We start from the raw sequence: 25,773 nt of genomic DNA on the forward strand, positions 1-25,773 counted from the left end.
GTAAGTGTGCCCTGGTCTGTGGGAGCTGGCTGGCGCGCGGGTGTCCTAGTCCTGCTTGATCGGCTCACGCGCCGCCTCACGCTCGATCACGCCACGCAGATCATCGCCGATGCGGCGAAAATCACCGCGCAGAGCCTCAGTTTCGTCCCGGTGCGGATACCGGATCGGTTCCGATGCGACGGGCCAGAACGAAGCGAGGGCATCCAGGCCGACCCTGTAGCGGGACCAGCGTGTCCGCGGCGCCGGATCGGGTCTTTCGGCGGAAGTCATGGCGGTGGCAAATCCGTGGCGCGAAGCCCTGAGCGATGTAACTCTTCGGCGATACCGGGACAACCGCACTCACCCCGGTGTCACCGCATCATAGTACACCGCGCCCCGCATCAGCGGCCGCGCGGTGCGGAAGAACGAGCCCCGCTCCGCCCGCCATCCCGTGCCGTCCCGCGCCACGGTGGCGTCGGCGGTGAGGATGCCCGAGGGCATGCCGACCCGGAGCGCCGCGTCGCCGGTGGCGCGGGCGACCTCGCGGACCAGGCTGCCCGCGATCCGCGCGGCGACCGCGAGGCACAGGGTGGCGGTGAGCGGCAGGGCCTGGTGCGGCACGCCGTTCGAGATCACCCGGGCGGTGAGGTCGACGTCCGGGGCGCGGATCGCCGCCCCGGACAGGCTGGAGGAATCCTGGGGCGGCGCGACCAGGCCGACGAAGGGGACGTGCACGATCCGCGCGGCGGCGTCGGGATCGGGGGCGATGCCCATCGCCACGGAGGCGGCCAGGCGGATCCGCGCCAGCCGGTCGAGGAGGCCGGGCACCGCCTCAAGGGCGGCGGGCAATTCGGTGCCGGTCAGACCGAGATCGGTGGCGCGGACGAACACGCAGGCATTGGCCGCATCCACCAGCGAGGCCTCGATCGGGCCGAGCCCCGGCACGTCGAGAACCTGCCGGACGGCGCCGGTGGGCAGCAGCCTTCCGGTGGTGGCGCCGCCCGGATCGACGAAATCGAGGCGGATCGGCGCGCCGGTGCCGGTGACGCCGGGGATCGCCAGGTCGCCGCGATAGACGGCGCGGCCGCCCCGGACCTCGAAGCCGGCCTCGATGCGCTTGCGCGTATTGGTGTTGAAGATCCGCAAGCACACCGGGCCGTCGGCGACCTCCACGAGCCCCTCGTCCACCGCGAAGGGACCCACCGCCGAGAGCATGTTGCCGCAATTGCCCGACAGGTCGATCCGCCCCTCGCGGACCACGACCTGCACGAAGGTGTAGTCGATGTCGGCATCCGGCCGGGTCGAGGGCTCGACGATGCAGATCTTCGAGACCGAGGAGACACCCCCGCCCATGCCGTTGAGCTGGCGCCCGAACGGGTCGGGGCTGTCCATGGCGGAGAGGAAGGCGGGCTCCCAGGCGGCGATGGCCCCGGGCACGTCCTGCCGGCGCAGCATCAGCGCCTTGCTGGTGCCGCCGCGCATGAACACGGCCGGCAGCGTGCCACCGGTGGCCAAGCTCGTCACACCCGCGCCGGGGGCTGGTTCGGATCCACGAGGTAGCCCAGCCCGCGCACGGTCTGGATCAGGTCGACGGCGAGCTTCTTGCGCAGGCGGCCGACGAACACCTCGATGGTGTTCGAATCCCGATCGAAATCCTGGTCGTAGAGGTGCTCGGTCAGCTCGGCCCGGGAGACCACCCGGCCGGTATGGTGCATCAGGTAGGAGAGCAGCCGGTATTCGTGGCTGGTGAGCTTCACCTGGGCGCCGTCGACGAAGACCTTGCCGGAGCGGGTATCGAGGGTGACGGGGCCGCAGGCGATCTGGCTGGAGGCGTGGCCGGCCGCCCGGCGCAGGAGCGCCCGGACCCGGGCCATCAGCTCCTCCATGTGGAACGGCTTGGTCACGTAATCGTCAGCGCCGGCATCGAAGCCGTCGACCTTGTCGGACCAGCGGTCCCGGGCGGTCAGGATGATCACGGGGGTCTTCACCCCGGCGCGGCGCCACTTCTGCAGCACTGAGACGCCGTCGGCCTTGGGCAGGCCCATGTCGAGGATGATCGCGTCGTAGGGCTCGCTCTCCCCGAGATAGCCGCCCTCCTCGCCGTCATAGGCCTTGTCGGCGACGTAGCCGGCCTCTTCCAGCGCCGCGACCACCTGACGGTTGATGTCCCGGTCATCCTCCACGACGAGCAGTCGCACGGCTCACTCCATTCCACTGCGGGTGTGAAGCCCGGTCAGTATTGGCCCGCGACCTTGCCGGTGCGGGCGTCGACGATCACGTGCACGAAATGCCCGTCCCGGCGCAAGGCGGTCAGCATGTAGACGAGGCCGTCCTCGTGGCGACACAGGCTGGCGCGCTGGATCTCGGCCCGGGGGATCACCGTGCGGGCCGCCCGGATCGCCGCCACCGGGGCGATCACCCGGCGCTCGCCGACCTCCTCGCGCATGTCGGCGGGCGACAGGCAGGTCTCGATTCGCAGGGGCGTCGGATCCGCCACCGGGGCGGCCTGCGGGGCCGGCCCGTCATCGGCCATGGAGCCGAGGCCGCTGGCGGCGAGGGCCGCGGCGGTCAGGCTGATGGCAACGAGGGTGATGGCGTAGCGCATTGCCAGAAGATTTGCGCCGAGGGCACTGAATGCGCCCTGAATACGTAGCTGTAGGCGCGACGACGCGCGATCGGCCGGCTGGCTGCCTCGGGGAAGCGTGAGCTGTTTGATCGCGGACGGCATCGTGCGGGCTCTACGGCCGACGGGCTTTTCGGGTTCCACCGGCCCGGCCACGCTGCACAGGCGGTGACGCAACCCCGGCAGCCCCGGATCTAGCGCGCGTGCCGGCATCCGGGCGCGGGTTCCGGCGGGTCCGGGTATGCCGGCGCGGCCGCCTGCGCGGCCAGGACGGCATCGATCGACCAGGGTCGCGCCCCGAGCTGCGCCCCCAGCTGAAGCGTGATCGCGAGCGCGGCCGCCCCGGACAGGGCCAGCCAGACTCGGTCGAGGATCCGGTTCCAATGCGGGCTCATCGCGGGCCTCCCGTGATCAGGGTCCAGAACGCCCGCAGGGCGGGCATGCGCTCGGTGAGCCAGGCGATCTGGTCCGAGAACCAGTGCGCACCCGCCGCCGCGGTGACGAAGGCGAACAGGATCGCGTGCTTGAGGCGCCGGAGATAGCGGCGCAGCACCCGCCGCTCGACATGCGCGTCCACGAGCTCGTCGAGGACGGCGAGCCGCGGCTCGGTCTGGCGCGCCACGTAGGCGTGCCAGAAGGGCGGAAACCGGATGGTGCGCGCCCGGTCGCCGGGGTCCGGCGGATGGCGCGCGGGGTGACGGGCGGTGGTCATAGTGTTCTGCCCCCGGCCGACGATGGTCGCACCTCGCTCCATGCAAGACGCGACGCGCTCTCCTCCCCTTGCGGGGAGGAGCTGGAGGTGGGGGTCGTGGAGAAGGCACCGCTGCGCCCGATCCGGCACACCCACCCCTGCCCCTCCCCGCAAAGCGGAGGGGAAAAGCGAGGAGCTTCAGCTGCTTACCGCCAATCGTGGCGGATCGGGCCGCTAGCCCCGATGCTCATCCCCCGCGCGCAGCGCCGCCAGCGCCGGGGTCAGGACGTTGCCGACGCTGGCCTGCGGGTCGAGCGGCAGGGCCCGGAAGATCCGGGCCGCGACGCCCTCCGCACCGCCGGCCTGCCGGACGACATGGGCCGGCGCGGTGGCCAGGACGTGCCGGGCGCCGGCCGCGACCACGGCGGAGCCGAGATCGACGCTCACGGTCCGGCCCCGGGCGGCGCCGGCCACGGCGTTCTGGCCGTACTCGGCCCCGGCCCGGATCGCGGCCTCGACGCGCTCCCGGGTCAGGAGCGAGGCCGCCCAGGGCGCGACACGGGCGATACCGGCGGTGACCGCCGCGGCGGCGATCGGTACCAGCACCGCCGAGACCGGCTGCAGCAGGCCGACCAGCCAGTCGCCCCAGGGGATCGCCACAGTGCCCGTGGGCGCAGCGGCCAGCGCCGGGGAGACCAGGGCGACGAACGGGATCGCGGCGCTAGCGAGCGCCAGCCCGGCACGGAAAAAGCGCGTCATGATCGATCTCCGGTGTTGCGCGCACGGCGGACCCGGCCGGCTCGGGATTCGGGGATGGGCGGCGCGGCGCCGTCGCGCAGGGCCGCGAGCGCCCGGCGGGCCCAGTCCAGCCGGCTCGCCAGCGCGATCACTCCCGGCCGCTCGAAGAGCCGGCACACGGTCTCGGTGGCGGCCTCCAGGGTCGGGGCCTGGCGCAGGGCGGCGAGCGCGGTCGCCTCGGTGGTGCGCAGCTCGACGCAGAGGTAGCGGTACTGCGCGTCGAGGGATGCGGGATCGCAGGCATGGGCCCGGCACCAGGCCTCCATGGCCACCCGCCGGGGGCCGGTCCATTGCGCCAGCCCCCAGCCGCCCCGGGACCCGGCCACCACAGGGGCGACCTCCTGGAGCTTGCGGAAGCCGCCGCTCTCGTGGCCGAGATTGCCCAGGAGGCCGGCGGCCTGGAAGTCGGTGAGCCCGAGATCGCGCATGAGGCGCGGCCCGAGGCTCCGGCACCCGGCCGCGAAGGCGTCGCCCGGCCCCCGGGCCGGACCGGTGGTTGCGGGCATGGGTCTTCTCCGGGCAGGGTCCGCGCGACGCGGACGGGGGACACGTGGGACACGGACAGGACCGGCCGCTGGTGTTCATCGGCGATTCGATCACCGCCGGCTGGGGCCTCGCCCGGGCCGAGACGTTCGCCCGGCACGGCTTCATCGCCCGGGGCGTGCCGGGCCAGACGAGCGGGCAGATCCGCGCCCGGTTCCTGCGGGACGCGGCCGGCGCCCGGGGCATCCACCTGCTGTGCGGGATCAACGACATCGCCGAGATCGGCGGCCCGGTCTCGGACGGGGCGATCCGGGACAACATCGCCGCCATGGCGCGGCTCGCCTTCGAGGCCGGGCTGCCGCTCTGGATCGGCACCGTGACGCCGAGCGATTTTTGGGGGTGGCGCCCGGAGCTAAGACCCGTGGCGCGCATCCACGGCCTGAACCGCTGGATCCGCGCCCATTGCACCGCCAGCGCCGCGGCGCTGATCGATTATCACGCGCCGCTCACCACGAGTTCGGGGGCGCTCCGGCCGGAATTCACCGAGGACGGCATCCACCTCAACGAAGCCGGCTACACGGCGATCGAGCCGGTGATGCTGGCGGCGTTGGCGCCCGGGGATGACTGGTGAGGCGGGACTGACGGATCCACAGGCCTATCGCGACGGCGACGTTTCCCCTCGCCCGACATCCTTCCGACGTTCACACATCGGCTTGTGCCGACCGCGACGCGCTCCCTCTCCCGTGCGGGAGAGGGGACCGGAGCCCCGTCCGGTAAACGGGGGATCCGGCAGTTCGGCATGCCAGAAGCGCAGACGTTGCCAGAGCGGCGGTGATGGGGCGGCTCAAAGCGAGACGCGCGTCCGCCCCCCTCAAGATCCCAATCCCAGCCAATACGTTGAAATAGTCCCGGCACCGGTCACCGTGCCGCCGGTCGTGCGGCGGTTGCGGAGGGTGAAGCCGGCGGCGGTCACGTCGCTGACCTGGCTGGCGTAGAGCGTCCCGGCATCCCGGGCGACGGGCTGCGCCCAGACGCCCAGGCAGGCGCTGGGGAAGGCCGGCGCGAACGACACGGAGACGTCAGCGTCCGTGCTCGTGGCGAGCCCCCAGTGCAGGATCAGGCCGTTGGCGAGCCGGGCGTAGCCGGCCGGAGCCAGCGCCTGCGTGCCGAGCGCCAGCGGGGTGCCGTCGGCGCGCTGGTAGTGGCGCACGCGCCAGCGGCCGGCGCCGTCCGAGGTGGCCAAGCAGGTATCGTCGGCGGCCGTGACGATGTCGGCCCGGGTCGGCAGGGCCAGCTGCTCGGCATCGTGGACCAGGGTGGCGGCGCCCGCGAAGCGCAGGAGCCGCTCCCGGTCGGCGCCGGTGCCGAAGCGGGTGATCCGGGCCGTGCCGGTCACCAGCACGCGCCGCGTGCCGCTGCTGCCGAGATCCGTGGTCGCCGCCGAGGCCAGCACGGTCTCCGTGGAGGCGAAATCGATCCCGCCCTTCGCCGCAGAGGCGGTGAGCGCGGTGGCGAAGGCGGACCCGTCGGGCGAGACCTTCAAGGAGAAGTCGTCGCTGCCGAGGAGGCCCAGCAGGGCACGGGCGGAGTAGCCGGTCTGGAGGATGAGGACGGCATCCCGGGACGCCGCCTGCTTGTTGACCGACATCCGCATGTCGCCGGAGCCCGGCGTCGCGTCGTCCCAGGTGAGCAGGGCCGCGTCGGACTTCACCGCGAGGCGGTTGGTCACGTCCGCCCCGGTGTTGATGCCAAGCCGGCTGACGCTCTGGATCGCCGTGAGCGTCCGGCGGAAGCTGCCCCAGGCGCTCCCGTCGAACACGTAGAGGTCGGCCTCGTCGATCAGGTAGGCGAACCAGCCGGCCCGGGGCACGGCGCCGATCCAGACCCCGTCGGCGTAGCGCACCACCTGGCCGGCGAGCCCGGCCCAGGCGCCCCCCGGATTCGACGCGACCACGAGATAGCGGTCGCCGTCGGCGGGGTTCTGGGGCGGCGCGGTGAGGTCTTTGTCCAGGCAGGCGAGCTGGACCAGGGCGTCGAGGAGGCCGAGCGCCTCGTTGTGGGTGACGTGCTTCTGGGCCTGGCTCGCCGCGATCAGCGGCAGGCCGAGGCGGGGCGTGGCGTCGGTCATGGGGGCTCCGGAAGGCTTGCGGTGTCCGATCGGATCGCCCGGCCGGATGTGCTTTGCCGTCATCGCGAGCGCAGCGAAGCAATGACGGTGAGGGCTTTGATGCGAGACGGAATCAGGCCGAGCGGACGGGAATGCGCGCGCGGGTGGCCGGGCCGGGGCCCGCTACCGCGCCGATCTGCGCCACGGCCACGTCGAGGCTGGTCTGGGGACCGCCGAAATCGGCCGCCTCGTCGGCGTAGAGGACCTGCTGCGCCTCGGCCCGGATCGTGCGCAGGGGCGTGCCGGCGCCGGAATAGACCGTGACCGCGTAGGCCTCCGGCTCGTCGAGGGGAATCTCGGCGGGCTCCCAGGCATCACCGTCCCGGCGGGCCCGGCGGATCCAGGAGAGGCGCAAGCCGGATGCGTCCCGGCGCGCCCGCAAATGGACCGGCCGCAGCGGACGCAAAGCCGCGAGCCCGGCCGTGGCGGACAACTCCGAATAGGCCGGATCGCCCGGGTCCCGGTCGGCCGGGCCGACCCGGTAGCGGAAGCTCCGGCCGACCTCGTCCAGTCGCTCCACCAGGGGCACCAATGCGCCGTCGTCGAGCCGCACGATGAGGCTGCCCGCCGGGGTCGCCCGGCTGGCCTGGGCCTCGCTGCCGGCGAGGCCGCGCAGAAAGCCCGAGAGCCGGTAGGTGTCGGGGCCGGTCAGCACCGCGCCGGCGGCAGAGAACAGCTCCACGGCGCCGTCCGGCCCGATCAGCGCGAACAGGTTGCCGCCCGCCAGCATCGCGGCCTCGCCGATGGAGCCGAGCGCCCCGCCCCGGCGCAGGGTGACGTCGAGCGGCACGCCCCGCTGCAGCCGCCAGAGCGGCCCGGCCGGCAGCTCCGTGAGAGTGTGGCCGAGGCAGGCCGGGTAGTCGACGAGGCCGTGAAGCGCGAGCGCGCCTGTGCCTTCCGCCCGCCAGACGGCCGCCGCCCCGGGCCAGGGCTCGGCCGCCACCGCGAGGTATTGCAGCACCGTCGGGCTGCCGCGATCCACCGGCAGGTCGAGCACCACCGCGAAGGGCGGCCCCGGGAAGGCCGGCGTCGCCCCAATTGGCAGGGCCGTGCTGCGGGGCAGGCCGCGCGCGGGGCCGCCCCGGGGCGGCACGCCGCTCGCCTCGATCCGGCGCCCGGTGGGGGCGTCGTCGATCCGGTCGATCTTGCGCAATACCGTCCCGCCCGGCACCTCGGCCGGCACCGCCAGCAGGTCGCCGGGCTCCAGCTCGACGCGGCGCGGGCTCAGGGTGAAAACCGCGCTGTCCCGGGCGGCGATGACCCGGTCGAGCATCGCCTCGGCGAGGCCGTCGCCGGTCTCCCGGCGGGTGACGATCGCCGCCTCGATCCGGGTCTCGCGGCGCCGCTCGCCCACCGGGCGGATCGCAGCGGCCGCGGCGCGGCGGTAATCCGGGCTCTCGGATTCGGTCAGACCGAGCTCGATTGAGCGCGGCAGGGCGCTCTCCTCGGCCCGGACCTGGCGCAGGACCGGTCTGTCCTCCGACAGCCGGACCAGATCGGCGTCCGCCAGCACCACCGGCCGGTCGCGGCGGGGCCCGCGCAGGTGCAGGGCGCCGGCCACCGCCGAGACGTCGAGGCCGTAAACCTGCGCCAGGGTCTCCAGGGCGGCGCGCGCGGAAAGCGGCCGGTCGACGACGTAGCCGTCGAGGAAGGCGGCGGCCTCCACGGCGACCGGCGCGTCAAAGCCGAAATCGGCCAGGATCCTCAGGACCAGTCGGTCGAGGTCGCAGCCCTCGACCCGCCCCGTGATCCAGTGACCGACCCGCCAGTTGGCGGTGTCGGCCCAGACCGCCTGGACGTCCGGGAAGGCCGGATAGGGCCGCGCGTCCCAGGACCAGACGAAGATCGATCCCGGATCGACCATCCGGCCGCCATAGACCGGCGAGACCGGGTTGTCGGAATCCGAAAACCCCGCCGCGGCCGGATCGAACCGGGCGATCACGGCCTCGACACCCCGCAGCTGGATCAGCTCGTCGCGCAGGGCCCGGGAATGCGGCGGGTAGGCGCCCTCGGCGGATTTCGGATCGGGGAAGACGTTCGGGCCGTTCGTGCCCTTGTCCACCGCCGGCACCCCGACCTCGGTGAGCCAGATCGGCTTGGCCTTCGGCACCCAGGCGGTGGCCCGGGTCTCGACGCCGCCGTCGCGCTCGACATGCGGGTTCGACCACCAGCCGATCAGGTCCTTGGGCCGGAAGACCCAGGGCTTGCCGTAGGCGCCGTCCTGGATCGGCAGACGCGCCTGCGCCGCCCGCCCGGCCGCGTCGGCATAGTACCAGTCGTAGGCCTCGCCGGCGGCGACCCGGGCCTTCAGGTAGGTGCGGTCGGCGATGTCGCCCGAGACCGCGAGGTCGGCGTGGTCCGGCGCGTCGCGCCAGTCGGAGAGGGGCGGATACCAGTCGATCCCGACCGCGCCGATATTCGGGTCGGCGAACAGGTCGTCCAGGGGGAACCGGATCGTGGCGCCGCCGTCGCGGACATGGGCGCCGTATTCGGTCCAGTCCGCCCCGTAGACGAGCGTCACGCCGGCGCCCAAGCGGGACCGCAGCTCCGCGGCGAGGCTTTTGAACGCCTGCACGGCCGGGTAGCCGGCGGCGCCGCGCACCCGGGTGAGACCGACGAACTCGCTGCCGATCACGAAGCCGGCGATCCGCACGCCGCGCGCCGCCCATTGCGCCGCGAGGCCGGCATAATGCAGCACCTCCGTGCGATAGCCGTTCCCGAAGAAGTTTTGAATCTGCGCTTCCGCCGCGGCGGTGCCGTCCGGGCTGCCCGAGACGCCCGGGGCCGGATCGCAGGTGATGCGCCCGCGCCAGGGATAGGCCGGCTGGGTCGCGCCGGGCACGCGGGGGTCGGGCAGGCCGTTGTCGGCCGGCACGTCCATCATCACGAACGGGTAGAGCAGCACCTCGAGGCCGCGGGCCGCGAGGTCGGCAACCAGCCGGGTCAGCCCGGCATCCGACGGGGTGCCGCCATAGGCGGGGGTGCCGTCCGGCAGCGTCGAGACGACCTCGGCCTCGTCGCGGGTGATCCCGGCGACGCTCCAGGCCTCCGGCTTGGTGCGCTTGGCCCGGGTCTCGACCTTCGGCACCACCCGGCAGGATCCGGCGCGCAGGTCGGTGCCGAACCACGTCGCCACCACGGCGACCCGGCGCAGGTTCGGGCACAGGGCCTGGAGGGCGTCGAGGGAGGCGGTGACGTCAGTGGCGCGCCGGAGCTGGTGCCGGTTGGCCGCCTGCGTCCGGCCGAGCCCGAGATCGACGGTGACGAGGTTCGGATCGAGGGCGAACTCGCCCGCCCCCGGGATCAGGTCGACGGCGCGGATCCGGTGGAACAGGCCGTTGACCGGACGGACCACCTCGAAGGCGAACTGGGGCACGCGGTTGCCGAACTCGGCGAGCGGCAGGTTCTCGAATACCACGTAGGCCAGGCCGCGATAGGCCGGGGCGTTCTCGGCCCCCTCCTTGGCGACGATCAGCGGGTCCGGCGCCTGGTCCGGGCCGCCGGTATGGACCCGCAGGGTGATCCCGACCTGGTCGATCTCCTTGCCGTCCGCCCAGATCCGGCGGACCATCGCGATCTCGCCCTCGCACAGCCCGACCGCCAGGTTGGCGAAATAGGCGTAGCGGGTGCGCACGGTCTTCTGCCCGCCCGCGCCTTTGGAGGCGGAGGCCGCGCGCTCCACCGTCGTGTTGGCGACCTCCCGGGCCCGCGTCGCCCAGATCAGGCTGCCGCCGATCTTCGCCCGCCCGTAGACCCGCGGGATGGGGTCGCCCTCCGTGGAGGACAGGCCGGCGACATCGGCGAGCCGCGGCCCCTCGACGAAGCGCGCATGCCGACCGGAGCCCGACAGCATCCCGTCGAGCCCCGCCCCCGCGGCCGCCCCGAGCACGCGCCCCACCACCGCCCCGATCGGCCCGCCCAGAGCGGTCCCGACCGCTGCGCCTGCGGTCGACAGGATCAGGGTGGCCATGGCGGGCTCCGGGGTTGGGGTGGGCGACGTGTGGTGCGAGGGCCTCCGGACGCGATCGACACGCTGGTCGTGATGCGCGCCGCCACCCGATACGGCTACCGATTGAACCACTGATTGAACCACTGAGCGGCGCGTCCCACGCCGTCATTGCGAGCGCAGCGAAGCAACCCAGGGCAGCGCGCGATCCCAGGCCGTAGCGGTTCGCTGGGTCGCTTCGCTACGCTCGCGATGACGGCGGGGACGCCCCAATCTGCGCCCCCGGCGTCAAGCTCACCGTGGCGATGGGCTCTCCGCAAGGATCCTCCGGGAACCGGAACACACCCGTCAGGTGCCGCCGCCACCAGGGGGTGAGCGCGACCTCGGCGACGGCGGCGTGGTCGTGGGCGTGGATCATGGCGCCGTCGCCGGTGGCGATGGCGCAGTGGCGGGCCGGGAGATGGGACCGGAAGGCGAAGAGCAGCACGTCCCCCGGCCGGGGCATGGACCCGGCCACCGGCACGAGGTGGCGCATCGCCGCCGCGGTGAGCGGATCGGTGCCCGGAGGGGCGGATTCCGCCCAGGTGGCGGCGTAGGGCGGCACCGGCTCCGGCTCGGCACCGTAGAGCTCGCGCCAGACCCCGCGCAGCAGCCCGAGGCAGTCGCAGCCGACGCCGCGCAGGGAGGCTTGGTGCCGGTAGGGCGTGCCGAGCCACAGCCGCGCCTCGCCCAGCGCCGCCACGCCGATGTCCCGCCGCATCGCGCTCATCGGAACAGGCTCCCGCCGTCGAGGACGGGCTCCGAGCCCGGCACCGCCCGCATCACCGCATCGTTGCCCGGCATGTGCGGAAAGCCCTGAAAGTTCACCGCGTTGGCGAACCGGTCCCGGCATGTGGCGAGCCGCTTGTCGCAGCCGGCGGTGAGGCTGAACGCATCCCCCACCGCCGCCGGTCGGGGCGGGACAGTCCAGAGTTCGAGGAGCGTGCCGAGCTGGAGCCGCACGTCGGCCTTGAGCCCGGCATTGGCGCCCTCCGTCCAGGTGAGCGTTCCGCCGGTGAACAGTCCGTCCGCGAAGCCGCCCGCCAGGGTCACGCCCAGGGTCGCGGGTTCGGGCAGGCTGGTGACCCGTCCGGTGGTGCGCCAGGCGGCGAGGTCGACCCGGCAGCGCCCGTCCCCAAGATCGGCGCCGCAGGTCGCCCGGAAGGTCCGGCCGCGCTCGGCCCCGAGCCGGTGGGCGAGGCCGCGCAGCTCCGCCACGAAGGCGTCGCCCTCGCGCCGCACCTCGCCGATCGTGCCGACATCGATGAGCAGGCGCGTCTCCGGCTCGGTCCAGTCGGCCAGCCAGGTCTCCACCGTGGCGCCGTCGTAGAGGCCGCCGGCGATGTCGGCCTCGGTCAGCCCGAGGGAGCTCAGCGCCCCGGCGACGTCGCCGCCCGAGACCGCGAAGCCGGATTCGGCACCGGCCTCGGCGGCCTCCAGCCCCGTGCGGGCGGCGTGGACCAGCCCCGCCAGGGTCAGGTCGCGGTCATGGTCGGTGAAACCCAGCGCCACGCCATCCTGCCGACGCAGGGACCAGCAGCGGCACAGGGTGGTGACGCCGCCCGCGAGATGGGCCGCGAAGGCACTTGGGATATCGCGCATCGTCACTCCTCACGGCACGATCTCGACGAGGGGCACCTTCGGGATCTCGCCGGCCGTGAAGGCGGCGAGGTCGATGGTGAGGTCGTCGGTGTCGAAGCGGACCGGCACGTCGAAGGCGAAGCCCGCCGTGACGGCGACGCCCTGGGGCGGGACATGGCCGGCCGCGAAGGTGACCAGCCCGGTGGCCGGGTCGCACGCGAAGGCGTCGGCGCCGACCTCCCGGCCGGCCACCGCCACCCGGACGCTGCCCGCCACCGGCTTGGCGATGTGCCGGCGATAGGGCGCGAAGCCGGAGCCGTAGGTCTTGATCAGCGCGAACGTCGCGGTGGCGCCGTCGCCGGTGCCGAGCGGCTGGTCGAGGGGGCCGATCGCCCGGCCGGGTGGCCCGGAGCAGAAATCGACCCGGTCACGGTAGCGGAAGCCGTAGAGCCGGCCGCGCCGCTCCTCGAAGAAGGCCAGCACCGCGTGGAGGGACTCGAGCCCGCGCAGTCCGAACCCGGCATCGTAGCGGCGGCGGGAATCGGCCCACCGGCCGTTGCGGTGCTCCCGCCCCGAGGCCAGCGTGACGATCTCGGTGAGCCGCTGCGGGCCGCCGCTGCCGCGCAGCGACACGTCGAGGGGAAACAGCACCTCGTGGAAGGCGTCGGCCATGGCGCGATGATCCCGGAGAGGGGCCCGGAGAAGGCACGTCCTCCCGGCCGCCGCCGGCCGGAAAGAGTTTTTCGGAACGGGCGAAACTTCGGAAATGCCGTTCATCGACAACCGGTCGCGACCGGGCGAAGATCATCGAAGACGACGGATGCTCCTCCGAAGAACCTGATCTCCTGAAGATCTCAGAAGATCTTGCCGGAGAGTCGTGCGTCGTCGGCGAACCACCGAGGAGCCTTACGATGAGCGCCGTCCCGCAGCCGCTGCACCCCAGTCTCGACATCCGCCGGGTCGCCGGCCGCATCGGCGCGGAGATAAGCGGCGTCGCGCTCTCGGGCGATCTCGACGCCGCGACGGTGGCGGCGATCCGCCAGGCGCTGGTCACCCACAAGGTCGTGTTCTTTCGCGACCAGGATCTCGACGAGGCGGGCCAGGAGGCGTTCGGCCGGCGGCTCGGCGACCTCGTCCCGCACCCGACCGTCCCGTCGCTCGCCGGCACCGCGGGCGTCCTCGACCTCGACGGCAGCCGGGGCGAGCGGGCGAGCTCCTGGCACACGGACGTGACCTTCGTGCCGGCCTTTCCGGCGATCTCGATCCTGCGGGCCGTGACCCTGCCGGCTTATGGCGGCGACACCCTCTGGGCCAATACGGCGGCGGCCTATGCGGAGCTGCCCGAGCCCCTGCGGGAGCTGGCCGACCGGCTCTGGGCCCTGCATTCGAACGTCTACGATTACGTGGGCGGGCGCGTGAACGCCCCGGAGGCCGGCCGCCAGCGCTACAACGAGGTGTTCACCCGGACCGTCTACGAGACCGAGCACCCGCTGGTGCACGTGCATCCGGAGACGGGCGAGCGCTCGCTGATCGTCGAGCATTTCATCCAGCGCATCCTCGGCCTCACCACCGCGGATTCGCAGCACCTGCTCGCGATCTTCACCGACCACGCGACCCGGCCCGAGAACACGGTGCGCTGGTCCTGGCGGCTCGGCGACGTGGCGATCTGGGACAACCGGGCGACGGTCCACCGGGCGGTGGACGATTACGGCGACCAGCCCCGGGTTGTCCGCCGCGTCACCATCGAGGGCGTCGCCCCCGTCAGCGTCGACGGACGCCGCAGCCGGGCCCGCGAGGCGGCGGCCAGCAAGGCGGCGTGAGGCGGGGGCTCACGTCGCCCGCTGCCCCCGCGCCACGGCGCGGGCGAGGCTCGCCGTCACCTGGGCTTCGGAGCGGCGGAAGGCGCCGGGGTCCGGGGTGGCGATGTTGACCGTGACGGAGACCGGGCGGGACGCGGCGCCGCCGGCCGCGACGCCGAGGCGGCCGTCCGGGCCGCGGTTGAGCGGCAGGATCGCCTCGGGGCCGGCCTCGCCCATCAGGCCGGTGCCGCCGGCCATCGGGAAGTAGGTCGGCGCGGCCACCACACCGCCTGAGGCGAAGGGCTGGACCCGCCCGCCCCGGAGCATCCCGCCCCGGGCGAAGCCGGTCTCGCTGCCGGCGCCGGCCCCGAGCACGGCGTTGACCAGGCCGGGGATGCCGGAGCGGATCGGGCCCGAGGCCGCCCGGGCCGCCGCACCGGCGAGCTTGCTGCCGATCGTGCCGAGCACGCCGTCGAGGCTGCGCGCCGAGGCGGTGCCCCGGGTGAGCGCCGCATCCAGGCTGCGGCCGAAATTCTTGGCGAGCCGGTCGAGGGTCTCCAGCTGCTTGATCCGGGCGGCATCCTGCGGATCGGGATCAGCGTCGTTCATCGGACGGCCCTCCTGCATGGTGGGTCTCGGCAGGTGCGAAGCCCGGGATCCCAAAGGGCTCGGCCCTTTGGCGGGGTGTCGGGGCGGAGCCCGACGCGGCTCAGCCGGTTGAGCCCGGATCCGGATAGGCGGCGAGAAGGCGCTCGAACGCGTCGCGGCTCAGGGGCTCGGGACCGCGACGCCGCCCCAGGGCGGCGGCGAATTCGCGGGGGGTGGCCGCCCAGAAGGCGGCCGGGCTCCAGCCGAGCGCGCCGAGGCCGAGCGCCAGGGCGTCATCCCAGGGGAAGGCGGACGGCCGAGCCGGCGCCGACGCAGAACCGTCGGGCACCGGCTCTACCGAGGGTTTGCAGGGCCCGGCGCCTCCCCGAAGGCGGCCGCGAGGACCTCGCCGAGCGCGGTGGAGACCGCGTCCAGGCCGCCGGCGAGGGGCAGGCGTGCCACCGCGTCGTCGTCGAGGGCGTGGCCGCCGCCGCGCAGGGCCGCGCCCAGCAGGGCGATCAGGTCCCGGGCCGAGACCCGGCCGCCGTCGAAGCGCTCGGCCAGGCCAACGAGGTCGCCGGCCTGGAGCGCCCCTTCCAGCTCGGCCAGCGCGCCGAGCGTCAGGCACAGGGTGTAGCGCCGGCCGGCGAGTTGGAGCGGCACCTCGCCGCGGATCCGGTTGGCCATGGCTCAGGCCGCCGTGAAGGCGAGCACGCCCGCCGAGTCGAGGCTGATGTCGAAGGTGACCTCGCCGGCATGGTCGCCCCGGTATTCGAGGCTCGCGATCTGGAACGGCCCCTCCAGAGTCCCGAAAGCCGGCACGACCACCTGGAAGGTCTCGATCGCGCCCTCGAAGAAGATCAGCCGCAGCCGCAGGTCCGAGGCCTGGTCGCGGAACACACCGGAGCCGGCGATCGCGGCCCGGCGCACGCCGGCACCGGCCAGCAGCTCGCGCCAGCGGCCGGTGGAATCGGCGTTGGTGACGTCCACGGTCTCGGCGTTGAGGGTGATCTGCCGCGTGCGCAGGCCCGCCACCGCCAGAAAGCCGCCCGCGCCGTCGCCGGCCCGGAGCAGCAGGTCCTTGCCCTTCTGTGCGCCCATCGGGCCCTCCTCTCACTGGGTTTCGGTGACGGCCTCGAGCGTCAGGGTGGCGCGGGCCTCGCCGGTGCGGGCGTCGCGGGTCGCCTTGATCGCCCGCACCCGCAGGGTGACGAGGCGGCAGCCCTGGAGCGGCAGGGCGGCGTCCGTGAGGAGCGCGGCCATGCGCGCGGCGGCATCGAGCGCGGTGCGGACCGAGCCGGGCTTGGCGATCACCGCGATGGCGTGGCTGTGGCGATGGCGCTCGGCGCCGTCGACGGAATCGTCCAGGATCTCGGCCTCGCCGAACAGGGCGTAGACCGGCAGAGAGCCCCGGGGCGGCTCGTCGTGGAGCCGGGCCTTGCCGCCGAGCAGGGCCGCGAGGGCGGCGTCGCCGGAGAAGCGGGCGATCAGGCCGGCCCGCAGGGCCAGGAGCGGGCTCGGGTCGCTCACGACGCGCTCTCCCGGGCGAGTTCCTCGACATGGCAGACCAGGTCGCGGCCCTTCGCGTCGGGCTCGCTGACCGCGCGGATCGCGAAGCGGCGGGGGCCGGCGGCGAGCCGCATGGTCGGGTCGAGGGCGACCCGGGCGCGCAGGGTGACGCGATATCCGGGCAGCGTGTCGGTCCGGCCGCCCTCCGGACGGTCGGCGAGGCCGGAGGGGGCGATCGCACCCCACAGGACCGGGCCGGCCACGTAGCGGCGTAGCACGCCCCCGAACCCGTCGGGCTGCTCCAGGGGACGTTCGAGGACGAAGCGGCGGCGCCGGGCGCCGAGCGGCGGATGATGCGGGTTGGTCGCCATCGGCGAAGCTCCGGTCGGGCGCCATCGGAGGGGAAGCCGGCTCACAGGCGCATCCGGCGGAAGGGCGCGGCGAGGTCGGCGGCGTCAGTGCGGGCGGCATCGGGCTCGTCACCGCGATGCTCGTAGCGGGCGGCGGCGAGCCGCAGGATCGCAAGCCGGAGCGGCGCCGGCAGCGGCGGCCCGTCGCCCCCGAACCCGGCCGCGATCTCGATCAGGATCGTGCGGCCGGCCGGGTCCGGCACCGCGGGGTCGATCAGCAGGCCCGGCGCCTCGATCGGGTCGGGTCCGAGCCGGACGAGGCCGGCGGCGAGCGTGGTGACGCCCTTGGCGTCGGACAGCCCAGCGCGGACCAAAGCCACCAGCGGGCTCAGCGGCAGGGCCAGCCGGCCGTTCGCGGGCCAGGCATCGAGGGCGATCCGGTAGCGGCCCGGGACCAGGATCCGGCGGGCCTCGATCTCCAGGCTCGCCCGGGCGGCGGTGATCAGGGCCGCGAGCAAGTCGTCCTCGGTTCCGCCGTCGTCGGAATCGAGCCGCAGATAGGCGCGCAGCTCCGCCACGCTCACCGGCTCGACCACGGCCTCGTCGGCGCGTATCGGGATCATCGCGTTGCCCCCTTGCTGGATGTCTCGAATGCCGGTCCCGAAGCGCCGCCGGGCGGCCCTCACCGTCCTGGCGGCGGCCCTGTCGCTCGCGGGCCGTCCGGCCGGCGCGATCGTGGGCGGCGCGGAGGCGCCGGCCGGCGGGGCCGTGATGGTCCTGTCGTCGAATGGCGGCGTCTGCACCGGCCTGGTGCTCGCCCCCGATACGGTGCTGACCGCCGGCCATTGCGTCGTCGCCGGGCGGGAGCACCGGGTCCATTTTCGCGATGACGCGGGGGCGCCGGTCCTGGTCGAGGTCTCGGGCCGCGCGATCCATCCGGGCTACGATGCCGGCGCTGCCTCCGGCCGGCGCAAATCCATCGACCTCGCGCTCCTGCGCACCGCGACGCCGCTGCCGCCGCGCTTCGCCCCGGTCACCTTGAGCGCCGCCCTGCCCCGGGCCGGCGAGCGCCTGACCCTGGCGGGCTACGGCGCGGCCAGAGCGGGCGACCCGCGCTCGACCGGCACCTATCGCAGCGTCGGCCTGCCGGTGATCGAGCCCTATGGGCCGAGCCGCATCCTGGTCTGGCTCAAGGGCGACGCGGCCGGCGGCTGCCAGGGCGATTCCGGCGGCCCGATCACCGGCCCGGACGGCGCCGTGCTGGCGCTCGCCGCCTGGATCGGCGGGACCTGCGGCGGCCTCACCCAGGGTGTTCTGGTGGGGCCCCAGCGCGGCTGGATCGACCGGGTGCTGGATGGATGGGGCCGCAGCGCGCGCTGGGGCGGCTGACGGGCCGTCACCGGGTGAGGCGATGGCGAGAGCGCAGCCGAATGATGGTCCATCCCGCTCCGGGTCGCTTCACGCACGCCGCCATTGAGAGCGGAGCGAAGCAATCCAGGGCAGCGCGCGATCCCCGGAGGTGGCGTGTCCCTCGGTTGCTTCGCTGCGCTCGCAATGACGGTGCGGAAAATCAATCGGCCTTGCGGCGTCCCCGATCTCCGCCCTCGTCGCAAGCGCAGAGACGGAAGGCCCGTCAAACAGGCCGTTCGGGCCGTCTTCTCCCCCATCATCGCCCGGCCGGTTCGGAACCGCAGCTTGGCCGGGTCATTGCCTTGCTCTAGGCTCCCTCAGCGCCGCGCCCTCGCCGCTGCGTCCCCCCTTGCGCCGTGAGCGCCCCCGGAGTGTCCGATGTCCCGTCGCCCGATGCGCAAGGCCGGCCCCCGTGAGCGTCTGCGCGGCCTGGGGCTCGGAGCCGGGCTTGTCGGCAGCGCCCTGCTCGGCGCCCTGGCCGGCCTCATGCCGGCCCCGGCGGCCGCGGTGATCAACGGTACCACCACGCGCGATCCCGACGGCGCGCGCAGCTTCGCGGTCCGCATCGAGAGCACGGAGGGCGAGATCTGCTCGGGCACCCTGATCGCCCAGGATCTCGTGCTCACCGCAGCCCATTGCGTGATGCGCCCGGCCGGCTACACGATCATCAGCGTCGACCGGGGCTTCCGCCAGCGCCGCACCCAGGTCATCGCCGCGACCATGCACCCGGATTTCGTGCCCGGCACGACGCCCGAGGACCAGCCCGGCGTCGACCTGGCCCTGCTCAAGCTCGAGGCGCCGCTCGGCGCCGACTACGTCCCGCTCGATCCCCGCGGCGCCGCCTCGATCGATACCGGCGCGGCGGTGGACATCGCCGGCTTCGGCGTCGTGGCCGAGAACCGGCGCGACACGGCCCGCACCCTGCGGCTCGCGCATCTCGTGTCGATCGGCTCGCTGCAGGTCGCCAACCGGGTGACCGTGGTGACCGACCGGCGGCGCATGGCCGAGACCTCGGGCGCCGGCGCGTGCCTGGGCGATTCCGGCGGCCCGATCCTGGTCGGCGGCCCCGGCGGCTACCGGATCGTCGGCGTGGTCAGCTGGTCGAGCGGCGCCCTGCAGCAGGGGGCCCGCCGGACCGCCTGCGGGGGCTTCACCGCGGTGACCCCGGTGGCCGAGCATACCGGCTGGATCGCCACCCGGTCGGCGGAACTCTCGCGGATCCCGGTCGGCGAGGCCCTGCCCCGGGGCAACCGCTCCGACTGGATGGCCAAGCCCGGCCGGCATCGCTGAGCCGCGTCCGCAGGCCGTCGGGACGAGACGACGCGCCCGGACGTGTCGGCGCCGCTCGGAACACCGGACCCGCTGTCGCGTTTGTGCAACGCAATCGCGTTAGGCGAAGATTCGCGGCCGTATCGGCATGTTCGCGACCGTCCGCACGCAAATTTACGGAGCAGATTTCATGGCTGAGACCGGCAAGGGCAATACCGTCCGCTCGCACAAGACCCGTAACAACACCGACTCGAACGCCAAGCAGGTCTCGGTCGAGGCGCTGAACGCCCGGCTGGCGGACGGCATCGACCTCGCCCTGGCCATCAAGCAGGCGCACTGGAATCTGAAGGGCCCGCAGTTCATCGGCATCCACGAGATGCTCGACGGCTTCCGCACCGAGCTCGACGACTTCAACGACAAGGTCGCGGAGCGCGCGGTGCAGCTCGGCGCCACGGCGTTCGGCTCGACCCAGGCGGTCGCCGCGAAGACCAAGCTGCCGGCCTACCCGACCGACATCTACGCCATCGCCGACCACGTCGCGGCGCTGATCGACAGCTACGCCGCCTACGCCAACGCGGTGCGCGAGAACATCGACGAGACCGACGAGGCCGGCGATGACGGCACGTCCGACCTGTTCACCGAGATCTCGCGGGCGGTCGACAAGCACCTCTGGTTCCTCGAGGCCCACGTCCAGGAGCCGACCGGCACCCTGCGCGACGGCAACGAGGGCCGCTGAGCCCAGCTCGCCGACCTCTTGTCTGAAGCGTTAGAACATCGATCGCCCTCCCCGCTCGCGGGGAGGGCGATCGCGTTTGGATAGGTCGTTTCCCCAAGCGCTTGAGAGTTTTCTCGCCGCCCGCTGCCCCCCCGTCATCCCGGGGCCGCGAAGCGGAGCCCAGGATCCAGACATGTCGGTGCAGCAAGGTCCTGCACCGTCCGCGGTTCTGGATTCCGGGTTCGCCTGCGGCGTCCCGGAATGACAGGGGGATTTGGAGCCTCTCTGAGCGCTCTTGCGCCGTCTGAAGACCGGAAGCCGGCCCGGATGTCAGAGGCGACCGGGCCGACGCTCCAAAACCAGCCTCACCCGAACTTCAGCACCTTGATCGCGTCGAAATCCTGCACCCCGCCACCGACGCGCTTGGTGACGTAGAACAGCACGTAGGGCTTGGCCGAGTACGGGTCGCGCAGTACCCGCAGGCCGGTGCGGTCAATCACAAGATAGCCCCTACGGAAATCGCCGAAGGCCACCGACAGGCTGCCTGCCGCGATCTCGGGCATCGCCTCCGCCTCGGTCACGGGGAAGCCGATCAGCGTCGCGGAGCGGTCGGCGGTGAGCGGCGGGTGCCAGAGGTAATTGCCCTGCGCGTCCTTGAACTTGCGGATCGCGCTCTGGGTGCGCCGGCTCATCACGAAGCCGGCATTCTGGCGGTAGGCGGCCCGCAGGGCGTAGACCAGATCGAACAGCACGTCGGACGGGTTGCTCTGCGGGAACGCCCCGGCCGCGCCGGTGGCGACGAAGCCGAGCTTGCCCGGGGCCCAGGCGGCGTTGGCCACCGTGTCGTAGCTCAGGAAGCCGCGCGGGCGGCTGGCGCCGTCGCCGGTGACGAAGGCCACCCCCTCCTGCTCGGCGAAAGCCATCTCGACCTCGGCCGAGAGCCAGGCGTCGAGATCGACCACGGCATCGTCCAGCAGCGTCTGGGTCGCGGCCGGCATGGCGTAGAGCTCCATGGCCGGGAAGGCGATCTCGGCGAGCACCGGCCCGTCGGTGCCGGGGCGCGGCGCGGTCTCGGCGACCCAGCCGGTCGCCGGAGCGCCGACCGAGGCGGCGCGCTTGTACTGGGCGCCGGAGATCTGCTGCACGCTGGCGATGGCCCGGATCGGCGAGACCTGCGCGAGCCGGGCCAGCACGGTCCGCTCCAGGGTCTGCGGCACCAGGTAGCCGCCATCCGGCCCCGAGCCGGCCGAGAGCGCCTTGGCCTCCAGGCGCTTCAGCCCCGCGCTCTCGCCGGCCCGGACATAGAGGTCGAAGGCCGCCTTATGCTCCTGCGCGGCCCCGTCCTCCCGGGGGCCCGGCCGGCCGAGCGGCGGCCGGGCGCGGTCGAGGCTGATCCGGTCGAGCCGAGTCCGGGCGGCGTCGAGCGCCGCGTCGATCCGGGCGAGCTTCTCCTCGGTGAGCACGTCGGCACCGAGCCGGCCCTCGATCTGCGCGATCCGGCTGTCGTTGGTCTCCTTGAAGGCCTCGAACGCAGTGGCGAGTTCGTCGAGCGCCGGCTGGACCGGCTCGGCCCCGGGCCGGCCGGCCTTGTTCTCCAGGCCGGGCAGCGCGCCCTTGGTCTCCGGGGCGGGGCTCGACGGGGCGACGGCATGGGACATCATCGGGCAACCTCGTGGCTGGGGTGGGTGAAGCGGGACCGGACCGCCGGCTTCAGGCCGGCGGCGGGTGCGGGGGCGATCCTCCGAGCGAGCCCGCGGATCTCCTCGGCGGACGGCGTGCGATCCGGGCTCGCCCGGGCCCCCGGCTGCAGCGGGAAGGTCACCAGGGAGATCTCCCAGAGGTCGACCCGCTGGAGCCGGCGCTCCCCGCCCGCGCCCTTGCGCGCCAGCAGGGTGCGGAAGCCGATCGACAGCCCGTCGAGGCCGCCGCCGCGCAGCAGCGCGTCGACCTCCCGGGCGCGCTGGACCGCGAGGTTGAGCTGCCCCTCGGCGAACAGGCCGCGGGCATCCTCGCGCAGGGACAGCCAGCGCCCGATCGGCTCGGCCGGATCGTGCTGGAACAGCAGCCGCACCCCCGCGGCCCCCCTTCGCGCCAGGCTCGCCGCAAAAGCCCCCGGCACCACCACGTCGCGGCCGAGATCGGGCACGCCGAACACGCTGGCGTAGCCGGAGAAATGGCCATCCATCGGGAGAATCCTCGGTCGGTTTCTATTTGGACAGGGGCGGAGCGCCGGAGCGGCCTGACGGGCGTGGGCGGGATGATTCAGCGGCCCGAAGCGAGGCCTGTCCGGACATCACACGCCCCCTCGCGAGGCGGTTACGATGTTCACGCGGCGCGCTCCGTCAGGCGCGACGCGCCCCCTCTCCCGTGCGGGAGAGGGGACCGGCGCCTCGATCGGAACCATGCGAGGCCGATGATCCTCACCCGCCCGCGTCCGGCTCCGGCGGGTAGCCCACCGCCGCGCGCTTCTCGGCGACCGACAGGAACCCGGCGGCCTCGACCCGCCGCCACAGGGATTCCCGCTCGCCCGCCAGGGCCTCGATCCGGTCGAGGTCGGGCTCCAGGTCCACCGGGCCGAAGGCGGGTTCCAGCCAGCCGGCCAGCGCCTGGGCGGTGCGGGCGGCGAGCGGGATCAGGGTCTGGCGGTAGAGCGCCCGGTTGGCCTCGGCGTAATTGGCGTGGGTGCTGTCGCCCGGCAGGCCGAGCAGCAGGGGCGGCACCCCGAAGGCCAGGGCGATCTCCCGGGCGGCGGCGTTCTTGGCCTCGACGAAATCCATGTCCCTCGGCGACAGGGCGAGCGGCTTCCAGTCGAGGCCGCCTTCCAGCAGCAGCGGCCGGCCGGCATTGGCGGCGCCCTGGTAATTGGCCTCCAGCTCGGCCTTCAGCCGGTCGAATTGCGGCTCGGTGAGCGCCGCCCCGGCGAAGACCAGCGCCCCCGACGGCCGGGCGGCGTTGTCCAGCAGCGCCTTGTTCCAGGCGCTGGCGGCGTTGTGGATGTCCAGCGCGGTGGCGGCCGCCTCGATCGGGGCGAACCCGGCATAATCGTCGTCCGGGTGGAACAGGGACAGCGCCAGGATCGGCGCCACCTCGGGCGCACCCGGGGCCGGCAGGTCGAACCGGCGGCTGGTCCCGCCGACTGTGTAGACATAGGCCGCCGGCCAGCCGTCCGCGCCCGGCAGCATCCGCATCCGCCCCGGCCGCAGGGCCTGCAGGGCGGCGATCCGCCCGTCGAGGCTCACCGCTTCCAGGTAGCCGATGCCGCCGAGCAGGAGATCGGCATAGACGGTCTCCAGCAGGCGCGTGCCGCTCTCGCGCGGGTTCGGCCGGGCGAGGAGCGCGAGCAGGTCACCCGCCCGCGCGGCACCGGGCCCGGTGGCGGTGAGCGGGAGGCTCGCGGCGCCCTCGGCGACCAGCCGGATGGCCCGATGCACGATCGGGTTGCCCTGGTAGCCGACCCGGGCCAGCGCCGCCGGATCCCGGGGCGTCCAGCTGGCCCGCCCATCCGCGTAGAGCGCGAAGGCCGGGGCGGCCTTGGTGACGAGATCCGGCCCAGCCGGACGGGTGGCCCGGCGCGCGACCCGCGCCAGCCGATCGAGGAGGTTCGCCATGCCTGTCCGGTCCTGCGCGAGAGCGCCCGCCGCGGAAATGGACGCCGGTTCGGCGCCAGCGAGCGTTTTGTGTGAACGGCTGAGAGCCGGGCCCGACGGCTGCGCCAACGGGCCCGGTCAGGGATGCGCGGCATCGATCCGCCCGCCGGAGCCGCGCCCGGGCCGCGCATTCATCGACGCCGTCAGGGAAGCCGAATTGTGCTGAGCCGTTCGACCGGTGCGGCGGATACACCGCACCCGGCGTCACGCCGTGGCGACACCGCTACAGCCACGGACCGCCGACTCATGTATGCAGGATACAGTTCGTTCCAGAGACCACGAACCGACTCCCGGCGCGCTTCCCGCAGAGGCGCGCCGTATTGTTTTGCGGAGGCTTCTCCGTCGCGGGCAAACCTATTCCACCAGGATGACGGGAGAGACCGGGCATCCCGATCTCGGACCTCTGGAAGAACTTGGGTCCGGTCGCGGTCAGGCCCGCTCGACCGCGCGATTGACCGAACCGGCGACGTCCCGGGCGCAGCGCAGGACGGTGGCGCGGTCGGTCTCGTTCGTGATCGCGTGCCAGAGGCGCAGCAGTTCCACCGTGGCGCTCAGGTCGGTGCGGATCGTCGGGGGGCCGAAGAAGTCGCCCACCGGGCAACCGAGGGACTCGGCGATCAGCCGCAGGCGCCGGTGGGCGCCATCGGGCAGACAGTTCTCAGGATCAAGATCCGAGTCCACGGGCCGCCCTCCGATGTACGGCCAATCATAACAGCCACCCCGCGTGTATGCAATTTAAGGATGAAGGCGCATCTCACTTTCCCGTGTGATGCCGCACACGTGACCGTCAAAGCCGGCGGATCCGCGGTTCGCGCGCGCCGTCGAGCAGCAGATGCGTCACCGCCCAGACCAGGGCGTCGAGCCGATCGGGCGAGGCGCCGCTCGACAGGCCGTCCGGGCCGAAATCGCACAGCTCGTCCTCCAGGGCCGGGAACGGCCCGACATGGTGGACCAGGCCCTGCGCGTAGAGCAGCGAGACCGGCTCGGCGCGCAGGTACTTGCCCCGCATGGCGCGGACCGGGGTGATCGGCACCGCCGGGTCGCACTGGGCCAGCACCGCGGCGGCCATCTCGCCACCCTGGTTGACCTCGACCACCAGGGCGTCGGCCCCGAGCCGGTGATAGAGCGCCAGCGCGGCCCCGGCCCAGGCCTGGGGGCTCGCCCGGGACAGGCTGGCATCGGCCAGCACGTAGGCCCGGGCGCCGGCGCGTCCGGCCGCCACGATCCCGCAGGCGTCCGAGCGCGCCCCCGAGGTCGCGGGCGGGTCCACGGCCACCACGATCCGGGCGAGTTCCGGTGCGGCGACGACCCGGCCGGCCTCCAGGGCGGCGCGATCCCACAGGGCGTCGTCCCGGTCGGCGATCAGCTCGCCGTCGAGTTCCTGGCGCCCCAGCCGCGTGCCGGCATAGCGCCCGACAACCAGCTCCAGGAAATCCGGGGCGAGGTGCCGGGCATTGTCGTGGGTGCGGGCGCGGCTGACCACGGTGCGCGGGTCGGCGAGCAGGCGCCGGATCAGCGGCACCGGCCGCGGTGTCGTCGTGACGAGGTTGCGCGGGCGGGCGCCCAGCCGCAGCCCGAATTGCAGCATGTCGAAGGCGGCCTCGGGCCGGCGCCACTTGGCGGCCTCGTCGCACCAGGCGGCGCCGAATTGCGGGCCGCGCAGCGCGTCGGGCTCCTCCGCCGAGAAGGCCAGCGCCACCGCGCCGTTGTCCCAGGCCAGCCGGCGCAGGCTCGGGGACCAGCGCGGGCGCGCCCGTCCCCGCGCCGGCAGGTTGAGCAGGCCGGACGGGCCCTCGACCATCACGTCACGCACGTCGAGATGGGTCTCGCCGACGAGCGCGATGCGCCCGACCGGCTCGGGCGTGAAGGCGGGATCGCCCCGGGCCAGGGCATCGACCCATTCGGCGCCGGTGCGGGTCTTGCCGCTGCCGCGGCCGCCGATCACCGCCCACGTCGTCCAGGACCCGGTCCGGGCGGTCCCGGTATCGGCCGGCGGAAGCTGGTCGGGCCGGGCCTGGTGCAGCCAGTCGTCCGCGAGGGCGCCGACCAGCGGGGCCGGCAGGGTCGCGAGGAAATCAGGCAGCCGTCCGGCCGCGGACAAAGCCAGCATAGCGGCGCGCGATTTCCGCGCGGAGTGCCGGCAGGTCGGGCTCGGTGTCGCCATCCCCGCCCTCCCGCC

The 25,773-nt window shown here is 73.6% G+C and carries 30 protein-coding genes; 5 read left to right on the forward strand and 25 right to left on the reverse strand.

The genetic code is table 11. From position 1 onward, the window contains the following. Nucleotides 1-45 precede the first annotated feature (45 nt). The 8 genes from WYO_RS31080 to WYO_RS19805 form a co-directional block, all read right to left on the reverse strand. A complete protein-coding gene (locus WYO_RS31080) occupies nucleotides 46-270 on the reverse strand; it encodes a hypothetical protein (protein ID WP_039903449.1) in 225 nt (74 codons plus the stop codon). A 69-nt stretch (nucleotides 271-339) separates the two neighbouring features. Further along, nucleotides 340-1,503: a PrpF domain-containing protein gene (locus WYO_RS19775; protein WP_007565776.1), complete on the reverse strand. Its 1,164-nt coding sequence runs from the start codon at nucleotides 1,501-1,503 to the stop codon at nucleotides 340-342. Then, nucleotides 1,500-2,177: a response regulator transcription factor gene (locus WYO_RS19780; RefSeq protein WP_007565778.1), complete on the reverse strand. Its 678-nt coding sequence runs from the start codon at nucleotides 2,175-2,177 to the stop codon at nucleotides 1,500-1,502. The genes WYO_RS19775 and WYO_RS19780 overlap by 4 nt, the downstream gene beginning before the upstream one ends. Before the next feature lie 35 nt (nucleotides 2,178-2,212). Further along, the gene (locus WYO_RS19785) at nucleotides 2,213-2,584 is read right to left on the reverse strand and encodes a PepSY domain-containing protein (RefSeq protein WP_007565779.1); all 372 of its coding nucleotides are present in this window, start codon (nucleotides 2,582-2,584) and stop codon (nucleotides 2,213-2,215) included. A gap of 212 nt (nucleotides 2,585-2,796) precedes the next feature. Beyond that, nucleotides 2,797-2,997, reverse strand: coding sequence for a hypothetical protein (locus WYO_RS19790; protein ID WP_007565781.1), 201 nt, complete (start codon nucleotides 2,995-2,997; stop codon nucleotides 2,797-2,799). Continuing rightward, complete coding sequence (locus WYO_RS19795) at nucleotides 2,994-3,314, reverse strand: hypothetical protein (protein ID WP_039903452.1); 321 nt, start codon at nucleotides 3,312-3,314, stop codon at nucleotides 2,994-2,996. Before WYO_RS19795 ends, WYO_RS19790 begins: the two co-directional genes overlap by 4 nt. 213 nt (nucleotides 3,315-3,527) lie before the next feature. Further along, complete coding sequence (locus WYO_RS19800; protein ID WP_007565786.1) at nucleotides 3,528-4,052, reverse strand: hypothetical protein; 525 nt, start codon at nucleotides 4,050-4,052, stop codon at nucleotides 3,528-3,530. Further along, a complete protein-coding gene (locus tag WYO_RS19805) occupies nucleotides 4,049-4,597 on the reverse strand; it encodes a phage tail tip lysozyme (protein WP_007565787.1) in 549 nt (182 codons plus the stop codon). Before WYO_RS19805 ends, WYO_RS19800 begins: the two co-directional genes overlap by 4 nt. Nucleotides 4,598-4,641: 44 nt before the next feature. Between WYO_RS19805 and WYO_RS19810 the strand changes: the two genes are divergently transcribed. Next, nucleotides 4,642-5,205, forward strand: a complete 564-nt coding sequence (locus WYO_RS19810) for a GDSL-type esterase/lipase family protein (RefSeq protein ID WP_128755060.1) — start codon at nucleotides 4,642-4,644, stop codon at nucleotides 5,203-5,205. 240 nt (nucleotides 5,206-5,445) lie between these two features. Here the strand turns inward: WYO_RS19810 and WYO_RS19815 are convergent, their stop codons facing one another. From WYO_RS19815 to WYO_RS19835, 5 genes are all read right to left on the reverse strand, one after another. Beyond that, a complete protein-coding gene (locus tag WYO_RS19815) occupies nucleotides 5,446-6,702 on the reverse strand; it encodes a DUF2793 domain-containing protein (protein WP_007565792.1) in 1,257 nt (418 codons plus the stop codon). 112 nt (nucleotides 6,703-6,814) lie between these two features. Beyond that, nucleotides 6,815-10,711: a glycoside hydrolase/phage tail family protein gene (locus tag WYO_RS19820; protein WP_007565794.1), complete on the reverse strand. Its 3,897-nt coding sequence runs from the start codon at nucleotides 10,709-10,711 to the stop codon at nucleotides 6,815-6,817. 217 nt (nucleotides 10,712-10,928) lie between these two features. After that, nucleotides 10,929-11,456, reverse strand: a complete 528-nt coding sequence (locus WYO_RS19825) for an NlpC/P60 family protein (protein ID WP_007565795.1) — start codon at nucleotides 11,454-11,456, stop codon at nucleotides 10,929-10,931. After that, a complete protein-coding gene (locus tag WYO_RS19830; protein ID WP_007565797.1) occupies nucleotides 11,453-12,328 on the reverse strand; it encodes a DUF2163 domain-containing protein in 876 nt (291 codons plus the stop codon). The genes WYO_RS19825 and WYO_RS19830 overlap by 4 nt, the downstream gene beginning before the upstream one ends. A gap of 9 nt (nucleotides 12,329-12,337) precedes the next feature. After that, nucleotides 12,338-12,979, reverse strand: a complete 642-nt coding sequence (locus WYO_RS19835) for a DUF2460 domain-containing protein (RefSeq protein ID WP_007565798.1) — start codon at nucleotides 12,977-12,979, stop codon at nucleotides 12,338-12,340. A gap of 239 nt (nucleotides 12,980-13,218) precedes the next feature. Between WYO_RS19835 and WYO_RS19840 the strand changes: the two genes are divergently transcribed. Continuing rightward, complete coding sequence (locus WYO_RS19840; RefSeq protein ID WP_007565800.1) at nucleotides 13,219-14,127, forward strand: TauD/TfdA family dioxygenase; 909 nt, start codon at nucleotides 13,219-13,221, stop codon at nucleotides 14,125-14,127. 9 nt (nucleotides 14,128-14,136) lie between these two features. Here WYO_RS19840 and WYO_RS19845 read toward each other — a convergent pair whose 3' ends face one another. From WYO_RS19845 to WYO_RS19875, 7 genes are all read right to left on the reverse strand, one after another. Then, the gene (locus WYO_RS19845; protein ID WP_007565802.1) at nucleotides 14,137-14,715 is read right to left on the reverse strand and encodes a phage tail tape measure protein; all 579 of its coding nucleotides are present in this window, start codon (nucleotides 14,713-14,715) and stop codon (nucleotides 14,137-14,139) included. 100 nt (nucleotides 14,716-14,815) lie between these two features. After that, nucleotides 14,816-15,043: a phage tail assembly chaperone gene (locus WYO_RS19850; RefSeq protein WP_039903455.1), complete on the reverse strand. Its 228-nt coding sequence runs from the start codon at nucleotides 15,041-15,043 to the stop codon at nucleotides 14,816-14,818. A 5-nt stretch (nucleotides 15,044-15,048) separates the two neighbouring features. Next, the gene (locus WYO_RS19855) at nucleotides 15,049-15,381 is read right to left on the reverse strand and encodes a gene transfer agent family protein (RefSeq protein WP_007565803.1); all 333 of its coding nucleotides are present in this window, start codon (nucleotides 15,379-15,381) and stop codon (nucleotides 15,049-15,051) included. A gap of 3 nt (nucleotides 15,382-15,384) precedes the next feature. Continuing rightward, nucleotides 15,385-15,795 (reverse strand): phage major tail protein, TP901-1 family, encoded by a 411-nt coding sequence (locus tag WYO_RS19860; RefSeq protein ID WP_007565805.1) that lies wholly within the window; start codon nucleotides 15,793-15,795, stop codon nucleotides 15,385-15,387. Between the two features lie 12 nt (nucleotides 15,796-15,807). Further along, complete coding sequence (locus WYO_RS19865) at nucleotides 15,808-16,224, reverse strand: DUF3168 domain-containing protein (RefSeq protein ID WP_007565807.1); 417 nt, start codon at nucleotides 16,222-16,224, stop codon at nucleotides 15,808-15,810. Beyond that, nucleotides 16,221-16,574: a head-tail adaptor protein gene (locus WYO_RS19870; RefSeq protein WP_007565809.1), complete on the reverse strand. Its 354-nt coding sequence runs from the start codon at nucleotides 16,572-16,574 to the stop codon at nucleotides 16,221-16,223. Before WYO_RS19870 ends, WYO_RS19865 begins: the two co-directional genes overlap by 4 nt. Before the next feature lie 41 nt (nucleotides 16,575-16,615). Beyond that, the gene (locus WYO_RS19875) at nucleotides 16,616-17,176 is read right to left on the reverse strand and encodes a hypothetical protein (RefSeq protein ID WP_007565812.1); all 561 of its coding nucleotides are present in this window, start codon (nucleotides 17,174-17,176) and stop codon (nucleotides 16,616-16,618) included. Between the two features lie 28 nt (nucleotides 17,177-17,204). Between WYO_RS19875 and WYO_RS19880 the strand changes: the two genes are divergently transcribed. From WYO_RS19880 to dps, 3 genes are all read left to right on the forward strand, one after another. Then, a complete protein-coding gene (locus WYO_RS19880) occupies nucleotides 17,205-17,942 on the forward strand; it encodes a trypsin-like serine protease (protein ID WP_007565813.1) in 738 nt (245 codons plus the stop codon). A gap of 399 nt (nucleotides 17,943-18,341) precedes the next feature. After that, the gene (locus tag WYO_RS19885) at nucleotides 18,342-19,253 is read left to right on the forward strand and encodes a trypsin-like serine protease (RefSeq protein ID WP_007565815.1); all 912 of its coding nucleotides are present in this window, start codon (nucleotides 18,342-18,344) and stop codon (nucleotides 19,251-19,253) included. Nucleotides 19,254-19,422: 169 nt separating this feature from the next. Continuing rightward, entirely contained in the window at nucleotides 19,423-19,968 is a 546-nt protein-coding gene (dps, locus tag WYO_RS19890) for a DNA starvation/stationary phase protection protein Dps (RefSeq protein ID WP_007565817.1), read from the forward strand. A gap of 344 nt (nucleotides 19,969-20,312) precedes the next feature. On the opposite strand, the gene WYO_RS19895 is transcribed toward dps, so the two are convergent. The 5 genes from WYO_RS19895 to WYO_RS19915 all read right to left on the reverse strand — a co-directional run bounded on the left by WYO_RS19895 (nucleotide 20,313) and on the right by WYO_RS19915 (nucleotide 25,704). Further along, nucleotides 20,313-21,605, reverse strand: coding sequence for a phage major capsid protein (locus tag WYO_RS19895; protein WP_128755062.1), 1,293 nt, complete (start codon nucleotides 21,603-21,605; stop codon nucleotides 20,313-20,315). After that, the gene (locus WYO_RS19900; protein ID WP_007565821.1) at nucleotides 21,605-22,132 is read right to left on the reverse strand and encodes an HK97 family phage prohead protease; all 528 of its coding nucleotides are present in this window, start codon (nucleotides 22,130-22,132) and stop codon (nucleotides 21,605-21,607) included. The genes WYO_RS19895 and WYO_RS19900 overlap by 1 nt, the downstream gene beginning before the upstream one ends. A 235-nt stretch (nucleotides 22,133-22,367) precedes the next feature. Continuing rightward, nucleotides 22,368-23,555, reverse strand: coding sequence for a phage portal protein (locus WYO_RS19905; RefSeq protein WP_007565822.1), 1,188 nt, complete (start codon nucleotides 23,553-23,555; stop codon nucleotides 22,368-22,370). Between the two features lie 468 nt (nucleotides 23,556-24,023). Next, nucleotides 24,024-24,275: a hypothetical protein gene (locus WYO_RS19910; RefSeq protein WP_007565824.1), complete on the reverse strand. Its 252-nt coding sequence runs from the start codon at nucleotides 24,273-24,275 to the stop codon at nucleotides 24,024-24,026. 106 nt (nucleotides 24,276-24,381) lie between these two features. Then, a complete protein-coding gene (locus WYO_RS19915; RefSeq protein ID WP_081497011.1) occupies nucleotides 24,382-25,704 on the reverse strand; it encodes a terminase family protein in 1,323 nt (440 codons plus the stop codon). Nucleotides 25,705-25,773 lie beyond the last annotated feature (69 nt).

The sequence above is a fragment of the Methylobacterium sp. GXF4 genome (assembly GCF_000272495.1).
Lineage (GTDB): Bacteria > Pseudomonadota > Alphaproteobacteria > Rhizobiales > Beijerinckiaceae > Methylobacterium > Methylobacterium brachiatum.